16 protein-coding genes are annotated in these 18248 nt (G+C 42.3%); 11 read left to right on the forward strand and 5 right to left on the reverse strand.

Going from position 1 to position 18248, the window contains the following annotated elements:
- The first annotated feature begins 7 nt into the window (after positions 1 to 7).
- Positions 8 to 1942: an AMP-binding protein gene (locus C9414_RS18950; RefSeq protein WP_107164271.1), complete on the forward strand. Its 1935-nt coding sequence runs from the start codon at positions 8 to 10 to the stop codon at positions 1940 to 1942.
- Between the two features lie 28 nt (positions 1943 to 1970).
- Here C9414_RS18950 and cysI read toward each other — a convergent pair whose 3' ends face one another.
- The gene (cysI, locus tag C9414_RS18955; protein WP_039179105.1) at positions 1971 to 3689 is read right to left on the reverse strand and encodes an assimilatory sulfite reductase (NADPH) hemoprotein subunit; all 1719 of its coding nucleotides are present in this window, start codon (positions 3687 to 3689) and stop codon (positions 1971 to 1973) included.
- A 33-nt stretch (positions 3690 to 3722) separates the two neighbouring features.
- Entirely contained in the window at positions 3723 to 5543 is a 1821-nt protein-coding gene (locus tag C9414_RS18960; protein ID WP_107164272.1) for an assimilatory sulfite reductase (NADPH) flavoprotein subunit, read from the reverse strand.
- Between the two features lie 264 nt (positions 5544 to 5807).
- Between C9414_RS18960 and C9414_RS18965 the strand changes: the two genes are divergently transcribed.
- Positions 5808 to 6206, forward strand: a complete 399-nt coding sequence (locus C9414_RS18965) for a YobA family protein (RefSeq protein WP_258182658.1) — start codon at positions 5808 to 5810, stop codon at positions 6204 to 6206.
- A 62-nt stretch (positions 6207 to 6268) separates the two neighbouring features.
- Here the strand turns inward: C9414_RS18965 and C9414_RS18970 are convergent, their stop codons facing one another.
- Positions 6269 to 7696, reverse strand: a complete 1428-nt coding sequence (locus C9414_RS18970) for an aldehyde dehydrogenase family protein (RefSeq protein WP_107164274.1) — start codon at positions 7694 to 7696, stop codon at positions 6269 to 6271.
- Between the two features lie 212 nt (positions 7697 to 7908).
- On the opposite strand from C9414_RS18970, the gene C9414_RS18975 reads away from it, so the two are divergent.
- Genes C9414_RS18975 through C9414_RS18985 form a run of 3 tightly spaced genes read left to right on the forward strand, consistent with a single transcriptional unit; the run spans position 7909 to position 9535 of the window.
- Positions 7909 to 8334, forward strand: coding sequence for a DMT family transporter (locus C9414_RS18975; protein WP_039183136.1), 426 nt, complete (start codon positions 7909 to 7911; stop codon positions 8332 to 8334).
- A 13-nt stretch (positions 8335 to 8347) separates the two neighbouring features.
- A complete protein-coding gene (locus C9414_RS18980) occupies positions 8348 to 9028 on the forward strand; it encodes a Crp/Fnr family transcriptional regulator (protein WP_107164275.1) in 681 nt (226 codons plus the stop codon).
- Between the two features lie 21 nt (positions 9029 to 9049).
- Entirely contained in the window at positions 9050 to 9535 is a 486-nt protein-coding gene (locus tag C9414_RS18985; RefSeq protein WP_039179091.1) for a DMT family transporter, read from the forward strand.
- Between the two features lie 7 nt (positions 9536 to 9542).
- On the opposite strand, the gene C9414_RS18990 is transcribed toward C9414_RS18985, so the two are convergent.
- Positions 9543 to 10949, reverse strand: a complete 1407-nt coding sequence (locus C9414_RS18990; RefSeq protein ID WP_107164276.1) for a phospholipase D-like domain-containing protein — start codon at positions 10947 to 10949, stop codon at positions 9543 to 9545.
- A gap of 159 nt (positions 10950 to 11108) precedes the next feature.
- Between C9414_RS18990 and C9414_RS18995 the strand changes: the two genes are divergently transcribed.
- The 5 genes from C9414_RS18995 to C9414_RS19015 all read left to right on the forward strand — a co-directional run bounded on the left by C9414_RS18995 (position 11109) and on the right by C9414_RS19015 (position 15704).
- The gene (locus C9414_RS18995; RefSeq protein WP_024425669.1) at positions 11109 to 11885 is read left to right on the forward strand and encodes a MurR/RpiR family transcriptional regulator; all 777 of its coding nucleotides are present in this window, start codon (positions 11109 to 11111) and stop codon (positions 11883 to 11885) included.
- Between the two features lie 130 nt (positions 11886 to 12015).
- A complete protein-coding gene (gene pfkB, locus C9414_RS19000) occupies positions 12016 to 12930 on the forward strand; it encodes a 1-phosphofructokinase (protein ID WP_107164277.1) in 915 nt (304 codons plus the stop codon).
- A 12-nt stretch (positions 12931 to 12942) separates the two neighbouring features.
- Positions 12943 to 14358, forward strand: a complete 1416-nt coding sequence (locus C9414_RS19005; protein ID WP_107164278.1) for a PTS fructose transporter subunit IIC — start codon at positions 12943 to 12945, stop codon at positions 14356 to 14358.
- Between the two features lie 15 nt (positions 14359 to 14373).
- The gene (locus C9414_RS19010; RefSeq protein WP_107164279.1) at positions 14374 to 14832 is read left to right on the forward strand and encodes a PTS sugar transporter subunit IIA; all 459 of its coding nucleotides are present in this window, start codon (positions 14374 to 14376) and stop codon (positions 14830 to 14832) included.
- Positions 14833 to 14834: 2 nt separating this feature from the next.
- The gene (locus C9414_RS19015) at positions 14835 to 15704 is read left to right on the forward strand and encodes a class II fructose-bisphosphate aldolase (RefSeq protein WP_107164280.1); all 870 of its coding nucleotides are present in this window, start codon (positions 14835 to 14837) and stop codon (positions 15702 to 15704) included.
- A 38-nt stretch (positions 15705 to 15742) separates the two neighbouring features.
- Here C9414_RS19015 and C9414_RS19020 read toward each other — a convergent pair whose 3' ends face one another.
- Positions 15743 to 17263: an MDR family MFS transporter gene (locus C9414_RS19020; RefSeq protein ID WP_059377354.1), complete on the reverse strand. Its 1521-nt coding sequence runs from the start codon at positions 17261 to 17263 to the stop codon at positions 15743 to 15745.
- A gap of 171 nt (positions 17264 to 17434) precedes the next feature.
- Here C9414_RS19020 and C9414_RS19025 point away from each other — a divergent pair, with 171 nt between their 5' ends.
- Positions 17435 to 17854, forward strand: coding sequence for a MarR family winged helix-turn-helix transcriptional regulator (locus tag C9414_RS19025; protein ID WP_048240310.1), 420 nt, complete (start codon positions 17435 to 17437; stop codon positions 17852 to 17854).
- Positions 17855 to 18248 lie beyond the last annotated feature (394 nt).

Genomic DNA, 18248 nt, shown 5'->3' on the forward strand with positions numbered 1-18248 from the left:
CGGCCTCATGATGAACCTAAAACCAGCGTGGATCCCCGAGGAGCAGATGATCAAACAAACACGTCTTTACAAATGGATGCATTCACTTGGTTTTTCTACTTACGATGCGTTCTATCAAGCTAGTATCGAGCGTACCGATTGGTTTTGGAGAGAAGCTGAAAAGGCGGTCGGTATCGTGTGGAAGGAGCCGTATGAAGCCGTATTAGGCCAAGATTCATTCATGTGGCCCAATTGGTATAAAGGCGGCTGGCTCAACGTGGTCGAAACGGCTGTTGACAAATGGGCAGAGAATGAAGAAACCCAGCATCAACCAGCCGTGATTTGGAGAAATGAAGCGGGAGAAGAAAGTAGATGGACGTTTCTCGAACTTCAGGAAAAGATCAATCGTCTCGCTGCTGGTTTTTTGAAGAAGGGAATTCAAAAAGGGGATGTGGCGGTCATTTATATGCCGATGCTTCCGGAAACAGCTGCCGTCATGCTTGCCTTTGCAAAGATTGGTGTCATCTTTAGCCCAGTTTTTTCTGGCTATGGAAGCGAGCCTCTTGCCGTACGTATTCGTGCATCGGGGGCAAGCATTGTCGTCACAGGCTCAAGCGTGACGCGCCGAGGAAAAACGATCAACATGCGTGAATGTGCGGCAGAAGCGATCGACAAAACCAAGACCGTCAAAACAGTCATTGTACACGCTTTCTCTCCAACTGGATATAAAGAGGATATCAAGCTAAACGATTTGTTAAAAGAAGAACCAATGAGTGAAACGACTTATCTTTCAAATGAAGATCCTCTTATGATCTTATACACGTCTGGAACAACCGGTACACCAAAAGGGGCTGTTCATACCCACGCAGGCTTTCCTGTAAAATCGGCTTTTGATGCTGGTTTTTGTATGGATGTTGCAAAAGGAGACCGCTTGTTTTGGCTCACAGACATGGGATGGATGATGGGGCCATTTCTCGTCTTTGGCGGTTTGATCAATGGAGCTACAATTGTTTTATATGACGGCGCTCCCGATTATCCAGATGAACAGCACCTTTGGTCATTCATCCACGAGCAAAAAGTCACTCATTTTGGACTTTCACCTACTTTTGTTCGATCTGCAATGCAGCAAAACCTTGCAGACATTGAGCTACCGCATGTCAAAGCCATCATTTCTACAGGTGAACCGTGGAATGAAGCACCATGGCAATGGCTTTTTGACACAATTGGTCAAAAGCACATTCCGATCTTAAATTACTCAGGGGGAACAGAGGTTTCTGGCGGTATTGTAGGAAGTACGCTGCTTCGTCCAATCAAACCGATCCTTTTTAATGCGGCAATCTTAGGAATGGCGGCAGATGTGTTTAATGAGGCAGGACAGAGCGTGATGAATGAGGTAGGGGAGCTTGTTGTGAAAAAGCCATGGGTCGGTATGACATGTGGATTTTGGAAAGATCCGGAGCGATATGAAGACACATATTTCAAACGATTTGATGGAGTGTGGACACACGGTGATTGGGTGATGCAATCAGAGGATGGCGCATTCCATATCACGGGCAGATCGGATGATGTCATTAATACAGCCGGAAAACGCATCGGTCCAGCTGAAATTGAATCCATTCTTGTCGGGCATCCAGCCGTACATGAGGCTGCTGTGATTGGAGTCAAGGATGAGGTGAAGGGAGAAGCACTTGTTTGTTTCGTTGTAGCCAGTTTACAGTCTTTCGAAGAAGCAGCACTCATTTCAGAGCTTAAAACTCATGTTGGTTCATATGCTGGGAAAGCGCTCACTCCAAAGAAAATTCATCTCATTTCAGCTTTACCGAAAACAAGAAACGGAAAAATCGTCCGGCGTTTATTAAAAGGCGCGTATGAGCAGCTGCCTTCACCCGATCTATCTTCTTTAGACAATCCGAAGGTGTACAAAAGCATTTGCGAATACTTGAAAAGGAAACAAAGTATATAAAAAAAGACAGGAGAGTTCCCTGTCTTTTTTATTGCACATGAAAATTCGTGCCATCTGTTGTTGCTTTTACAATTCCTGCCCGAATCACAAAATCACCGAAATGTTCATCCTCTTCACGTTCTTTGGCATAGCGGGGGAGAAGAGAGCCAAGCTCGTTTAAAATGTCTTCTTCTCCAACATTTTCTCGGTACAGTTTACTTAATCTGCTGCCATCGAAAGCAGCGCCAAGATACATATTGTATTTGCCAGGTGATTTCCCGATAAAGCCAATTTCACCTAGTGCATGACGGGCGCATCCATTTGGACATCCAGTCATACGAATCGTGATTTCTTTATCACTTAAGCCGTTTTTTTCGACAATCTCTTCAATTTTGTCAATCAAGCGCGGGAGGTAGCGTTCTGCTTCTGCCATCGCTAAACCACATGTTGGAAGAGAAACACAGGCCATTGAACTGCGGCGGAGTGCCGAGTGCTGCTGGCCAGCTGATAAACCGAACTCCTGAATGAGCTGCTCGATTTGTTTCTTTTTATGCGTTGTGACATTTCCAATCATTAAATTTTGATTCGCTGTTAAGCGGAAGTCACCTGTATGAATCTTCGCGATTTCACGAATGCCTGTCATCAGCGGGTAGTCATCGTAATCCGTGATGCGGCCGCCTTCTACAAACATCGTATAATGCCATCTGCCATTGATGCCTTTTACCCAGCCATAGCGGTCACCGTTATGATCAAAGTGATAATCTCTTGCGTCTAAAAGGGTGAACCCTAGGCGGCGTTCAAGCTCTTCTTTTACATTCTCAAGACCGAGACGGTCCACTGTATATTTAAAGCGGGCATTTTTTCTCACCGAACGGTTTCCGTAGTCACGTTGAATAGTGATCACTTGTTTGGCAATCTCTACAACTTGTTCCGGTGTACAAAAGCCAATCACTTTTGCAAGCTGAGGATAGGTCGCTGTATCACCATGCGTCATGCCCATTCCGCCGCCAATCGCGACATTAAAGCCGACTAATTGATCATTTTCAATAATCGCAATGAAGCCTAAATCCTGCGAAAAGACATCAATATCGTTAGCAGGAGGGACCGCCACACCAATCTTGAATTTTCTTGGCAGATAAAGTGGACCATACATCGGCTCAACCTCTGTATCAGGCGTTGCCGCTACTTTTTCCTCATCAAGCCAAATTTCATGATATGCTCTTGTTTGCGGAAGCAGGTCATCACTTAATTTTTTGGCGAGCTCGTATACGTCATGGTGTACTTCTGATTGATAGGGATTTGACGTACACATGACATTACGGTTCACATCACCGCAAGCAGCGATTGTATCAAGCATAGTAGAGTGGATGTCTTGAATGGTCTTTTTCATGTTCCATTTTAAAATACCGTGAAGCTGAAAGGTTTCACGAGTTGTCAGCTTTAACGTACCGTTTCCATATTTATGAGCAAGCTCATCCATCACAAGCCACTGCTTGGATGTAGCAATTCCGCCAGGCAGGCGGACGCGCAGCATAAATTGATAGGCAGGCTCAAGCTTTTGTTTTTGACGTTCATTTCTCAGGTCACGATCATCCTGTAAATAACTGCCATGATGCTTCATCAGGCGGTTGTCATCATCAGGAATACCCGCTGAAATCGGATCAAGCATCACTTCTTTTAATGTACCCCGTAAATAATCACTTTTTTCTTTGATTTCCTCTACGTCGCTCGGAGGTCCATCCGGCGCTGTTAATGCTGTCTTCACCATGTAAGTAAAAGCTCCTTTCTCTCAAGCATTCAATCAATATACGTCACGCTGATAGCGTTTTTGCTGCTGCAAGTTGGCTAGATAGCTTTCTGCTTTCTCTTTGCTCATCGCACCTTCTTCTTGGATGATTGATAGAAGGGTATCATGAACATCATGCGCCATATGTTTTTCATCTCCACAGACATATACATAGGCACCTTGCTCCAGCCATTCGAATAATTCTTTACTTTGTTTCTTCATTTGGTGCTGGACATATACTTTTTCCTCTGAATCTCTTGAAAAAGCCACATCCATTTTCGTTAACACACCATCTTTTAACCACTTTTGCCATTCGGTTTGATATAAGAAATCCGTCACAAAGTGCTGATCACCGAAGAACAACCATGACTTTCCATCTGCACCGACTTCCTCACGCTCCTGCATAAATGAACGGAAAGGGGCGATACCTGTGCCTGGTCCCACCATAATGATCGGTGCATCATGGTTTTCAGGAAGCTTAAAGTTTTGATTGTGCTGGATATAAACAGGTAGCTTATCACCTGGCTCTAAGCGCTCCGCACATAAGATTGAGCAGACACCTTGACGTTCTCTTCCGTGAGCATCATATCTCACAGCACCGATCGTCAAATGAACTTCTTCTTCATTTGCTTTAAGGCTGCTTGCAATGGAATAAAGGCGTGCAGGAATTTTTCTTAAAATCGCAGCGAAGTCTGCCGCTGTTCCTTCAAAAGGACCGAAATCACGAGCAGCATCTACTAAATCTCTTCCTGCTATATACGCTTTTAATTTTTCTTCGCTTCCTTCTTCTAAAAGGGCCTGCAAGGCTTCGCTTTTTGTAAAGGACGCCATCTTTTGAAGAAGAGGTTTTGTTAATACGGTAATCTCAAAATGAGAGGTGAGTGCTTCTTTTAAAGGAAGCGTGCCGCCGTTTTTATGAACGGTGACGGTTTCCTCTGCATTCCATCCGGATGTTGTGATCAGTTCATCAACAAGCGCAGGATCATTTGTTGGATAAATACCAAGGCTGTCACCTGGCTCATAAACAAGTCCTGATCCTTCAAGAGAAAGCTCCAAATGACGGGTTTCTTTGTTAGAGCCGCGGCCATTTAGGTTGATATTTTCAAGCACTTCAGCATAAAAAGGATTTGTTCTTGAGTATTCAGATGCAGCGGTTTGAGTGTTTACTCCTGCTGATTCCTGCTGGGTTGCTGCGGCTCCGCCTTCACTAAGTGAAGATGCCACCCCTTGAAGCCATTCAGAAAACGGCTCATCATAATCAAGGTCACAGTCCACTCGATCGAAAAGACGCGTTCCGCCAAGCTCTTTTAAACGCTCATCAAATTCTTTACCTGTTTGACAGAAGAATTCGTAAGAGCTGTCACCAAGTGAAAGGACAGAAAAGCTTAAATGATCAAGCTTTGGTGCACGTCTGCCGTGAACATATTCATGGAAAGAAAGGGCATTATCAGGCGGATCTCCCTCACCATGTGTGCTGACAATGATCAGTAAATTGTTTATTTTTTTCAGACTATTTGGTTTAAAATCTGACATAGAAGAGAGCGTCACTTGAAAACCTTTCTCTTCAAGATGCTGCGCTGTCTTTTTTGCTAACCCTTCAGAATTGCCTGTTTGCGAGCCATAAAGCACGGTCACATCTTTGCTGACAGGCTGCGCTGGTGCTGCAGCAGAAGGAGAAGGGGTTTGGGCAGTATTTTCTAATCCGGTTAAAGCTGCCTGTGCTGATAAATAACCGGTAAGCCAAATTTTTTGCTGATCTGTTAAAGTCGGAAGCAGCTGATTAAGCAGTTCTGCCTGCTGCTGACTAAACGGACTGTTCAATACATGAAGTTGCAACGATATCCACCTCACAAGGAATATAAACATAGATTAATTCGATAGGAATTATATATATAGGTTCAATTTGAACTTTACCGAAAGTTTGCCATTAAGTAAAATATATAATATTGATTGTCATGATTAAGATTTCTAATACCTTTGCAAGGTGAAGAAGGAACTTGAAGGTGAATCGCTTAACTGTATAAAGCACCTTAATAAAAAAGGGGCCGTTTTGAATGAAGAAGCGATCGTAAGCAATTGAAAAGGGGTGTATGAAAGTTGATGCAGCTAAAATTTAAAAACAGAAAATGTTTTCGGCTTGTCTTCTTGATTGTTCTCATTTTATTAGCAGCGTGCAATTCTCCAAAGGTCAATATAAAGGATTCATACAATAAGAGTAAAACAACAGCATCTTTTTCAAAAAAAGGCGTACTGCTAAGTAAAGGGGAAACAAATTTACTTCTTATAAATAATAGAACGCCTCTAAAAAGCGATGATTCATTGAAAACTCATCTTCTTATTGAAAAGTATAAAAATGATCTCATCGTTATGGATTTAACGAAAGTAGATTCTAAAAAGCTGTCACAGGGTCAAACGATTGAGGTTTGGTTTGATGAGTTACAAGAATCGTCTCCTCCTAAAGCAACGGTCAAAAAATATCACATCATGATGGATAAGTAGGGAGCAGGTTCTTTCTATCATGAAAAAGGAGAAAAACCCTAAGGTTTTTCTCCTTTCTCAAATTATGCTGTTGGAAGTCCCATCACAGCTTTCACTTCTAAATATTCCTCGATTCCGAAGTCGCCCCATTCTCTTCCGATACCAGATTGCTTAAAGCCGCCAAACGGGGCAAAGTAATCTGTTTCGGCATTGTTAATGGTAATTTGACCAGCACGAATATGTTCAGCTACATATTTTAATGTTTTTTCATCTTTTCCAACCACATACCCAGCAAGACCGTACACTGTATCATTGGCAATCTCAAGGGCATGATCAAGGTCTTGATATGTGATCACACTCATGACGGGTCCGAATATTTCCTCTTGTGCAATGGTCATATCATTTTTCACATTTGTGAAAATAGTATGCTTGGCGAAATACCCTTTGTCTAGTCCGTCCGGCTTCCCAGTTCCCCCAGCAAACAGGTTAGCACCTTCTTCAATTCCTTTTTCAATATAAGACTGCACGGTATCCCATTGCTTTTTGGAGATAAGCGGGCCAGTGGCGTGATCTTCTCGCGGATCACCAACTGTAAACTTCGGCAGGGCATTCAGCAGCGCTTTTTCAAATGCGTCTTTCATTGATTCAGGAATCAGCACACGTGTAGCTGCGGAACATACTTGACCTGTATTCATCGCAATATGATGAACGGCTGTTTCGGCTGCCTCATCCACATCTGCATCATCTAAGACGATAAGAGGGGATTTCCCGCCGAGCTCAAGAGCCACTTTCTTAATATTGTCTGCAGCGTTCTCCATTATTTTAGAGCCGACAGCACCTGATCCAGTAAATGAAACAAAGTCAATATCAGGGTGTGAGCTAATGCCGTCACCAATGACGTCACCAGTTCCGTTAACTAGGTTGAAGACTCCTTTTGGTACGCCTGCTTCATTAATGATGTCTGCAAGAATCATTGCGGCAAAAGGTGTAATTTCCGCAGGCTTTAAGACGACTGGTGAACCTGCTGCAATGGCACCTGCGATTTTAAGTGATGTTTGATTCGTTGGGAAATTCCAAGGTGTAATCAATCCGCTGACACCAATCGCTTCTTTTATAATGGTATGCCCGCCGCGGTCCTCAGTAAATGTATAAGATTTAAGTGCTTCCGCTGCTTTAGAAAAATGTTCATGTCCCATTTTGTAATGAACCTCTTCTGATACTTTCAGCGGTGCACCGAGCTCTTGTGTCATGACCTCAATCAGTTCATCCTTACGTTTTTCGTAGCCGCGCACAATGTTTTCCAGCATCTTTACGCGTTCATTTCGAGATGTTTTTGAGAAAGAAGGGAAGGCGGCACGAGCAGCTTTGACTGCCTTATCTAAATCTTCTTTTGTACCTAAACTAATGGTGCCAATGACTTCCTCTGTAGCAGGATTGATAACCTCTGTCGTTTCGTTTCCTGTTGATGCGATCCATTCTCCGTTAATAAAATGTTTCTCTTGATTTCTCATTCTGACATGTCTCCTTTTTATATGTGATTCCATTCAATATTCTGTTTTCAGGTGATATAAAACTGTACCCACTGTGAAAAATCTAAAACGATGAAACTGTAAAAGAAAAAGTTTCTGATATAATACGCAAAGTGGGACATATGTCCTTTTCAATATCAGGGCATCTATCATTTAATGGAACTAGACTGAAAAAAGAAGGAGCATTTGAACGAATGAAAGGTGTTATTTTCGCTTTATTAGGAGGCGCTTGTATTACACTGCAAGGCGTAGCAAACGCAAGAATCAGCCAGGATATCGGGACATGGCAGGCGGCAACCATCACGCAGCTGACCGGTTTTGTTATCGCACTTATCATTTTACTGATCGTACGTGACGGACACGTTCGAGAATATCGAAAGGTGCAGCCGCTTTATTTAGTAGGCGGCGCATTTGCAGCCATTATTATTTTTAATGAAGTCACTGCGATTCAAATGATCGGTGTCACACTGACGATCGCTGCTTTACTCATTGCACAGCTGGCATTTACTTTTGCAATCGATGCAAAAGGATGGTTTGGTGTACAGAAGAAGAAAATGAAATGGCCGCATTATGCAGGAATTCTATTGATGATCGCGGGTGTAATCATTTTAAAGCTATAAAGGAGGGCGTCAGATGGAAGAGCTTCATGATGAATGTCTATTTTCCTCTTATCTAAAAGCACATCAATTAGAAAACGTCTTTCATCAGAAACTCATATCACATGTCAGCTTATGGCGCTATGAGCAAGGTGAGCTGATTTGTTCAAAGGGAGATCAGAGGGAGCACTTGTACTTGTTAGTAAAAGGTAAATTAAAGATTTTCACCACCACAAAGGAAGGGAAGACCTTTATTCTTTGTTTTAAACATCCTCTTGAAGCGATTGGAGATATTGAATACGTTCAGCAGACAGATATGGTCAATACAGTGGAGGCTGTCACAGAAGTACATATGCTAAGGATTTCTCATCAAGCGCTCATGCGATATGCAAAGGATGACCCCCGCATATTAACCTTTTTATTAAAAGGGATTACAAACAAATTTTATACGAAATCAAACGATTTGAGCTTCCACCTTTTATATCCTGTAGAGGTCAGGCTCGCAAGCTACTTATTGTCTGTATTAACAGGTGATAACAGCGCGAGCGCACTTCGTCTTACTGATGCGGCGAGCTTAATTGGTACAAGCTATCGTCATATTAACCGGGTGATTCAGCAATTCTGTGAAAAAGGGCTGATAGAGAGGCAAAGAGGCGAGATTACGATTCTTGACCGGAAAGGGCTCTTAGAAATAGCAGAGCACAACATTTATGAATAGAAGAAATGAAGGGATTCAGACATGATCATAGGAATAGGATTAGCCATCGCGGCTGGCGCACTCGTCAGCTTACAAACCATTTTTAACAGTAAGGTCAATGAGCAGACAGGCTCTTGGTCAACAACCACTCTCGTTCTAGGTATGGGCTTTATTGCTTCACTTTTGATGGGTCTTTTGCTAGAAGGAACCGGCATGTTTCAATTAAGACATATGGAAGCGTGGTACTGGATTAGCGGAGCCATTGGAGTAGGGGTGGTCATCTGCCTCGTTCAAGCAATCAAACGTCTTGGTCCGACTTATGGAATCTCAATTGTCCTGATTTCACAGCTTGGCTGCGCGCTTTTGTTCGATTCGCTTGGCTGGCTTGGGTTAGAGAAAGTGGAATTTTCGCCCGCAAAACTATTAGGTGTCATTGTGATTGTTGCAGGGATCTTGGTGTTTAAATTGACCAAATTGGAACCAGCAGAAGAAGAGCAATCAGAAGAAAAAGGGCTGCCACAAGAGTAGCTGCCCTTTAGATCAACCGCCGCCATAAAACGGTTATCGCGGATAAACCATTTAAAAGGAGCCTTTTCATCAAAGGCTTTTTTTTCTGCCCATAGGCGTCCGCTTTATAGGCTGCTTTGTCCTTCGCGACGAGAATACTATAGGCGATTTTACGTTCGATTGCCTGAGTAAGTGATAGCGCAAACGGTGCACTATCAATGACCAAAATCGACTCTGTATTTAAAAAACTAGACCTCGCATCTAAATTATATGTCCCAATAATACTTAAATAATCATCAATGACCATCGATTTCGCATGAATGGAATACGGACCTTCATATTCGTACAAATGAACGCCTGTTTTCATCAGTTCCTTTTTCGTGCTTAAGTAGCCTGCAAAAGCTAAAGGATTTGGCGTGGCTGTCAGAGAATTTGTGACAACTGTTGTTTGAATCTCGCTAGCTAATGGAGTGAGGCCGTCTTTCATGGGGCGTGTCGGGATGACATAGGGCGTCTGTATGAGCACAGAACGCTTTGCCCGGTGAGCAAGATCGTTTAGTTTTTTCAGCACAAGAGGACGCTTATTGAAACGCTCCACAGGATTTGTAAAAAATGCAATCTGTTTCACTGAGGTGCCATCTGCTGCCCAATGAAAGGAGGACATCACAAAAGGTTCTTTCGCATGCACTGCCTCCTGATAGGATCTAAGCAGTTTCTTTCTTAGTTTTAAGCCTTTTTTTGCTTTTTGTTTGGAGAATACAGCTTTTGTTCTTTTCGTAAAGTCATGATTCCATAAATAAACAAAATATTGCTCCATTTCATCTAATACTTTTCCTTTTTTGTCGTTATAGAGCAGCACATCGCGGTCAAATGCAAAGTCTTTCGGCGGCTGATCTGCAAAATATTTATCACCGATATTTCTTCCGCCCATGACAGCCACTCGGCCATCTGCCAGCAGAAGCTTATCATGAAGGCGATTATGCCACGTCCATGGCTTAAATAACCGAAAAGGCTCATAAAAACGAATGGCCATGTTCGGGTGATTTGCCACGGCATATCGTAAATGCTTCAGCGGTCCACGCAAACTGTGGCAAATACCGTCTAAAAGCAGCTGGACTTTCACTCCTCGATCAGCGGCTTCAATTAAAGCACCTAGTACCCATTCGGCTGTTTTTCCCTTTTGAATGGAATAATAACTAAGGCGGATCATCCTCTTTGCCTCACGAATCATTTGGATTCTGGCCTGACCAGACTCAAATCCATCGTCAAGAAGCATTACTTGATTTGTGCCCTGATCGTCGCCTGAGATCGAAGAGGCTTTATAGATACAATGTTCTTTGCATGTTTTTTGTATCGGTAAATAAAACAAAACAAATGCGGTCAAAAAGACATAAACGACATAGAGAAGGATCAGATAAAACAAAAGATGAAGCATACGGATCAGCTCCTTTCACATAGACACAACTTTTCCTTAGTTTATGTCAAAAATAAAATTTCACTCATTTTCGCCTTTCACCTAAATACATGACAAAAGAATCATCTTGTTTTTATTGGGCATTTAATTATAGTATGAAATGAATAAGGGGGAATCGAATTGAATGAATCATTATTTAACATCCCAAGCGATGTATATCAAACGTTAAGTGAAACAGAGCGTTATTTACTCAATTATATTCACCAGCATTTAGAGGATATCTCCACCTTATCCATTGTCACTCTAAGCGAAAGAGCCAATGTATCGACAGCCACAATTGTCAGACTGATGAAAAAAATTGGTTATAATGGCTATACATCCTTTAAATATCGATTGAAACAAGAAAAGAAAATGACAGATGCAAGCGACCAGCTCAAGAATATTGATGAAGACATCAAACTAGCGATTAGGAAAAATGAAGAAGAGGTTTTAAAGACGATCCAGCTGCAAAGTATTGGACAAATTGAAGATGCCGTTCAAAAAATACATAATGCAGACAAAATTTATATTTTCGGCAGAGGCTTCTCAGAAATGATCGCCAAAGAGATGACCATCAAATTACAGCTCATCGGGAAAACATGTGAAGTACACGACGATCCGAATATCATTCGGCTGAAATCGCGAGACATTGAAAAAAGTGAGCTTGCCATCTTTGTTTCATTAAATGGCGAAACAGCTGAGCTCGTTGAAGCGTGTCAAAACCTCAGCATGAAGCAAGTCACAACCATTACGGTCACGACAAGAATAGATTCTACATTAAGCAAAATATCAGATATGACACTAGTCGGATATAAAGGGGAACAATCTTTCTTCCCAGATTATGAAGTCAGATCCCGCCTGTCTCTCCATGTCATTGCCCGCATTTTACTCGATGCCTATGTGATTCGAATGAAATAACCAATAAGAAAGCCTTCGAGACTTTGATCTGGAAGGCTTTTTCTCATGAAAACCTTTACACATTCTGAAAACATTTTCACTGAATCGTATGAGATACTTTCTTTAGAGAAAAGAAAGAAGGTGAAACCAATTGATTTATACCTGCACCTTAAATCCTGCTATTGACCTATATATTGCATTAAAAGAAATGCGGGCAAATGCAGTCAACCGTACAGAAGATGAAGATTATCAGCCGAATGGAAAAGGCGTGAACGTGTCGATTATGCTAAAGAAATATGGCTTCACCAGCACTGCATTAGGATTTATTGCTGGGTTTTCAGGCACTTATATTGAACAATCCTTAAAGGATCTTTCCATTCAGACCGATTTTATCTCGGTAGAAGGAATTACACGCATTAATGTTTTTATCAATACGACAGAAGAATACAAGCTCGTGAACCAGGGCCCTGCGATTGAAGAAAAAGCGCTTCACGCCTTTCGTGAGAAAATTGCAGCTATCCCGCAGGGGGGCATCCTCATCATGTCAGGCAGTCTTCCAAAGGGCGTTCCTGCCAGCATTTTTTCAGAAGTAGCAGCTATTTGCCATCAACAGAACGTCAAGTTCATTTTAGACACAAGCTCTGCAGCGGTTCTTGAGACGCTCCAATACAAGCCGTATTTATTAAAACCGAATGAAGAAGAAATTGCTGCTTTTTTCGGCAAAACACATCCTCTGTCAGAAAAAGAACTCATTCAATCAGGAGAAAAGCTTATTGAGATGGGTGCAGAGCAAGTGCTTATTTCCCGCGGGGGAGAAGGGGCTTTGTTCATTACGAAAGGCGCCGTCTTAAAAGGAAACGCACCGACAGGCATTGTAGTAAACACAGCTTGTTCAGGAGATGCGATGCTTGCAGCCTTTCTTAGTAAACAGCTTGAAGGACATTCATCTGAAGAATGCTTACGCTACGGCATTGCAACAGGAGCCTCTACCGCGTTTTCGAAAGGCTTAAGTGATTTACATGACATTGATTCATTGATTGAGCAAGTACACATACAGAAGATATAAGGGGGAATACACATGAGCCGTAAAAAAATTGTCGCTGCAACCGGCTGTCCAACAGGCATTGCACACACATTTATGGCAGCTGAAGCATTAAAAATCGCTGCTGAGCAACTAGGGGTCGACATCAAAGTCGAAACGCATGGTCAAGTAGGAATTGAAAACGCTTTAACTGATCAAGACATTGTGGAAGCAGATGGAGTCATTGTGGCAGCCGACAAAGATGTGCATACAGACCGTTTTCACGGCAAACCACTGATTGAAGTGCCTGTAGCCAAAGGCATTCGCACGCCGACTGAACTGATTCAGAGCATTATCAATGGAGATGCTCCCGTTCATCAAGTGAAAGGAAGAGCTTCTGGAACAGAGAAACCATCTGCTCCTTCATCCTCTCAACAAAAATCGGCAAATAAATGGATACACACCATTTATAAGCACTTAATGAACGGTGTATCACACATGCTGCCATTTGTCGTTGGAGGCGGGGTCTTAATAGCTATTTCCTTCCTATTCGGAATCTACTCTGCTGATCCTCAGCACGAAACGTATCATCCGTTTGCTGCCTATTTGAAAAGCATTGGCGGACTTGGCTTTAGCTTAATGGTACCAATTTTAGCAGCATTTATCGCTGATTCAATTGCAAGACGTCCAGGGATGGTCGTCGGTTTTATAGGAGGGCTCCTTGCAAATGATGGAGGTGCTGGCTTCTTAGGCGGTATTATCGCAGGTTTTGCAGCAGGATATATCATTTTATTGCTTCAATTCTTGCTTCAAAAATTACCAGCATCACTTGATGGATTAAAATCGATCTTCATCTATCCTGTCATCGGTATTTTCTTAATTGGGGCTGTGATGACACCTCTATTAGTTCCAATCACAGGCTTAAATAATTCATTAATGGATTTTCTTTCAGCAGTTCAATCCACGAATCCGCTGCTCTTAGGTTTAATTGTTGGAGCGATGTGTGGATTTGATATGGGCGGTCCATTTAACAAAGCAGCCTATGTCACAGGAACGGCATTACTTGCACAAGGTAACCTTTACTTCATGGCAGGTGTGTCAGCAGCATGTATCACACCACCACTTATCATTGCGATTGCTACAACCATTTTCCGAAAACATTTCACGCCACAAGAACGAAATGCAGGGGCCATCAACTATATTCTAGGAGCTACACATATTACAGAAGGAGCCATCCCATTTGCAGCAAAAAACCCAGTCGTTGTCCTGCCAATTATCATGTTTGGCTCGGCCATCTCTGCTATATTGACATATTTGTTTGGCGTACAGGTTCCAGCTCCGCACGGTGGATTTCTTGTTCTTCCAGTTGTCACAGGTGCTTTCCAATGGGTGCTTTCCATACTAATCGGATCAATTGTAGGTGCGATTCTATACGGACTTTACCGTAAAAAAATAGACAAACCCGCAGTTTAAGAGGGAGGAAGAGAAATAATGGAACATATCTATATGAATCTTCACGAAACAGCTTCTTCACAGGCTGGCGTGTTCGCAGCCATTGCTGACATTGCCTACAAAGCAGGTATTTGCACCTCACCAGAGGAAGTCAAAAAAGGCTTAGCGGAAAGAGAAGCTCTGAGTACAACCGGTTTTCAAGATGGATTTGCCATTCCGCATACACAAACAGAAGCCATCACGAAACCAGCACTTGTGATCGTCCGCACGGAAACAGGCATTGAATGGGACGCTTTTGATGGGAAGCCTTGCTTTTTCTTCTTATCCTTATTGATTCCTAAAAGTGAAGCAGGTACGACTCATTTAAAGGCTCTTTCTGCCCTTTCACGAGGCTTAATGGATGAAACGAAACGTCAAAAACTGCTGGAAACAAGAACAAATAAAGACATGCTTGCTGTATTAAAAACGGATATTTTAACTAGAGAGGATGTTTGATCATGCCTTTACTTTCAACAACACCAATGCTTGAGGCTGCGAAAAAAGAAAAATACGGAATTGTGGCATTCAATGTGCACTCCTTTGACAGTATCTATTGGGTGCTCGAAACTGCTGCAGAATTAAAGTCACCTGTGATATTGCAAACAACGGTTGGAACGGTTCAATCTCTTGGAGCAAAAGCGATTGCAGATACAGTGAAGGCGGCGGCTGATCAATATCAAATCCCAATTGGTCTTCACCTCGATCACTGCACAGACTTTGATGTGATTCTCACCTGTATCAGGGCCGGATATACATCCGTTATGATCGATGCATCTATGCACTCATATGAAGAAAATGTTCGCCGCACAAAAGAAGTTGTGGACCTCGCATTAAAAGTAGGGGTGAACGTTGAAGCAGAATTAGGCAAGGTAGGCGGTGTCGAAGATGATATCGTCGTTGATGAAAAGGATGCTGAAAAAGCCATTCCATCAGAATGCCGTCAATTTGTAGAAGAAACTGGGGTGCCCACTTTAGCGCCTGCGATTGGTACTGCCCATGGTATTTATAAAGGGGTGCCGGATATTGACTTTGCCCGCATTGAACAAATTGCGGACCTGGTCGATGTACCACTTGTTCTCCACGGTGGTTCTGCTGTACCGGATGAGGATGTGAAGCGATGCGTTGCACTTGGTATGGCAAAGGTGAATGTCTCAACTGAATTGAAAAATGCATACTCCGAGGCCATACGTGATCATTTCTCAAATGAACCTGAAAGCTTAGATCCGCGTATGTATTTACAAAAAGCAAAACAAGCAGCAAAAGACATGGTCCAATCGAAAATACGAATCGTTGGCAGTGAGGGCAAAGCCCATCCGCTATATCAATAAGAAAAAAAGCAGAGCTGCAATTGCTCTGCTTTTTCACATTATTCGTTTTCTTTCATTTCATTTGATGTACGTACTCGTGCATTTCCCATAAATATGACTGTAATCGCCGCAAGTGCAATCGGGAATAAAGCAAGCAAAAATACATACGTAATACTTTGTGACATTGCATCGATGACTTTATTTAAAATATCAGTCGGAATTTGTGAGCGGGCACCTTCTTGGAAAATAGCCTGTGGATCGCCTATTTGAGAAGGGGCTCCTTTCATTCCGCTAAAGGCATCAGCTAAACGATTTGTCAGAACATTGGTTTGAATCGTCCCGAAAATCGTGACACCGAGCGTCATCCCAAGTGATCTCATAAATGAATTGGTCGAGTTTGCACTGCCTCGATAGCGCGGCTCAAGATCATTCATTGAAGCTGACGGCAGAAGGGAGAAGCTGAACCCGACCCCAAAGCCTGATATCATCATAAAGAGTGTGAGCCACAGTCTTGCTGTATCTGGTGACATATTGGCAAGCAGCAGCATCCCAGCGAAAAATGAAATGACAGAGATGGTCATAAGACGTCTGAAAGGCACTTTCGTCTGCATCGTTCCGCCAATCATACTGCCAATGACTGATCCAATCATCATCGGTGTTAAAATAAACCCTGCACTTGTTGCAGATTCACCGTACACCGCCTGCACGAAAATAGGAATAAAGACAGCAAGAATAATGAATGTCCCACCATATAAAAACGCCAAAATTTGAGATGTCGCAAATAATCGATTTTTAAACATCCAAAATGAGATAATCGGTTCCTCAGCTTTACGCTCAACAATAAAGAAGATCGTACCGAACACAAGAAACACAGCAAAAAGTGTGAGGATTTGCACCGAATCCCAAGCATAAGATTTACCGCCAAGCTCAAGCGCGAACATTAAGCTGACAACCGCAACGACAAGTGTAATAGCACCTGACCAGTCGATTTTCTGCTTACGATGTTCAAGCGATTCCTGATAATATCTGGCGATCAAGAAGACACTGACAATACCAATCGGCACATTAATATAGAAAACCCAATGCCAGCCGATCGAATCCGTAATAATAGCACCTAAGAGCGGTCCGAGTACACTTGATAAACCAAAGACAGCTCCAAACATACCAGACATTTTTCCGCGCTTTTCAGGCGGGAAGATGTCAAAGATAATTGTAAATGCGATTGGAAGAAGGGCACCGCCTCCAAGCCCTTGAATGGCTCGGTAAATAATGAGCTGATCCATCGTTTGTGCGATACCGCACAGTGCTGATCCAATTAAAAAGAAAATAAGTCCAAACAGAAAAAAACGCTTTCGACCATACATATCAGAAAGCTTTCCGTAAATCGGCATTCCCGCCATTACTGCCACCATATAAGAAGCCGTCACCCAAGCAAATTTATCAAAACTGCCCAAATCTGCTACGATGCTTCCCATCGCTGTTGCAACAATGGTATTGTCCATCGCTGCCATAAAAATACCTAACAGCAAACCGATGACAACAAAGCGAGTGGATGCCTTGCCTTTATCCACATGATTCATTTCATTTACCTCCTGCTTACGTTCTCTCATTATTTTTGCTATGATCAACTTAAATATTAAAGTAAGAGAACATTTATCTTGATGATCAAGATAAATTGATTTTAAAGGGAGGAGAACAAGTTGTCAATAAAGAACGAGGCTGAAGACAGAGCAACCCAGATCATCCATACAATGAGGCGCCTCGCCACACGAACCGTTTTATTCCACCAAGCGGCCGCACAATCACTTGGCCTTTTTCCAACAGATCTCAAATCCGCCGATTTATTAAACGAACTCGGCCCCCTCACAGCAGGAGAATTAAGTGAAAAAACTGGCCTTAGCTCAGGTGCAGTCACAGCTCTTATTGACCGCCTTGAAAAAGCGGGCTACGCCAAAAGAGAAAAGGACCCAAAGGACAAACGAAGAGTTATCATCGTTCCATTAACGGCAGGGAAATCACAGGTGAAAGAACTCTTTCGATCCTTATCAACATCAACGAAGGAACTCACAAATGAATACAAACCAGAAGAATTAGATTTAATTATTCAATTTATATCTGAAGCAGCAGATATCATGGAGCAAGAACTTCAATTGCTTAAGTCTAAATCGTAAAAAGTACACTGATGCGGGTGTGCTTTTTCTAAGTGCATTCCTAATTCATGTAGGGATTGCCTCGACTAGTGACATCTTCCTTACCATGAAAGCGCTCTATCACATTTTTATAATGGAGTAGCTCAAAAAATGTTCTATTTAAAAAATTGTTCTAAAACTGCATTTAATTGTTATTGACAAAAGTGGAGCTAATGCACTCTATAGTTTGCTTTTCAATTGAAACAATGTTCATTTACATAATCAGTATTGTTTTTGTATCTTAATGCCTATTCAATGACAAACTTTGTATTGGTAAAATTGACCTTGTCAATGAATAGGAAGGAGTGAATTCTGCTGGGGAAGATACTTGATGCAAAAGCACTAACCAGTGCCATGGACACAAGGGCAAAACACT

Source organism: Bacillus sp. Nf3 (assembly GCF_003028545.1).
Lineage (GTDB): Bacteria > Bacillota > Bacilli > Bacillales > Bacillaceae > Bacillus > Bacillus safensis.

Bases quoted from the DNA above. Each gene is read 5' to 3' on its own strand.
- C9414_RS18950 (WP_107164271.1), top strand. From the start codon at position 8: ATGATGAACCTAAAACCAGCGTGGATCCCCGAGGAGCAGATGATCAAA.
- cysI (WP_039179105.1), bottom strand. From the start codon at position 3,689: ATGGTGAAGACAGCATTAACAGCGCCGGATGGACCTCCGAGCGACGTA.
- C9414_RS18965 (WP_258182658.1), top strand. From the start codon at position 5,808: ATGCAGCTAAAATTTAAAAACAGAAAATGTTTTCGGCTTGTCTTCTTG.
- C9414_RS18970 (WP_107164274.1), bottom strand. From the start codon at position 7,696: ATGAGAAATCAAGAGAAACATTTTATTAACGGAGAATGGATCGCATCA.
- C9414_RS18975 (WP_039183136.1), top strand. From the start codon at position 7,909: ATGAAAGGTGTTATTTTCGCTTTATTAGGAGGCGCTTGTATTACACTG.
- C9414_RS18980 (WP_107164275.1), top strand. From the start codon at position 8,348: ATGGAAGAGCTTCATGATGAATGTCTATTTTCCTCTTATCTAAAAGCA.
- C9414_RS18985 (WP_039179091.1), top strand. From the start codon at position 9,050: ATGATCATAGGAATAGGATTAGCCATCGCGGCTGGCGCACTCGTCAGC.
- C9414_RS18990 (WP_107164276.1), bottom strand. From the start codon at position 10,949: ATGCTTCATCTTTTGTTTTATCTGATCCTTCTCTATGTCGTTTATGTC.
- C9414_RS19005 (WP_107164278.1), top strand. From the start codon at position 12,943: ATGAGCCGTAAAAAAATTGTCGCTGCAACCGGCTGTCCAACAGGCATT.
- C9414_RS19015 (WP_107164280.1), top strand. From the start codon at position 14,835: ATGCCTTTACTTTCAACAACACCAATGCTTGAGGCTGCGAAAAAAGAA.
- C9414_RS19020 (WP_059377354.1), bottom strand. From the start codon at position 17,263: ATGAATCATGTGGATAAAGGCAAGGCATCCACTCGCTTTGTTGTCATC.
- C9414_RS19025 (WP_048240310.1), top strand. From the start codon at position 17,435: ATGAGGCGCCTCGCCACACGAACCGTTTTATTCCACCAAGCGGCCGCA.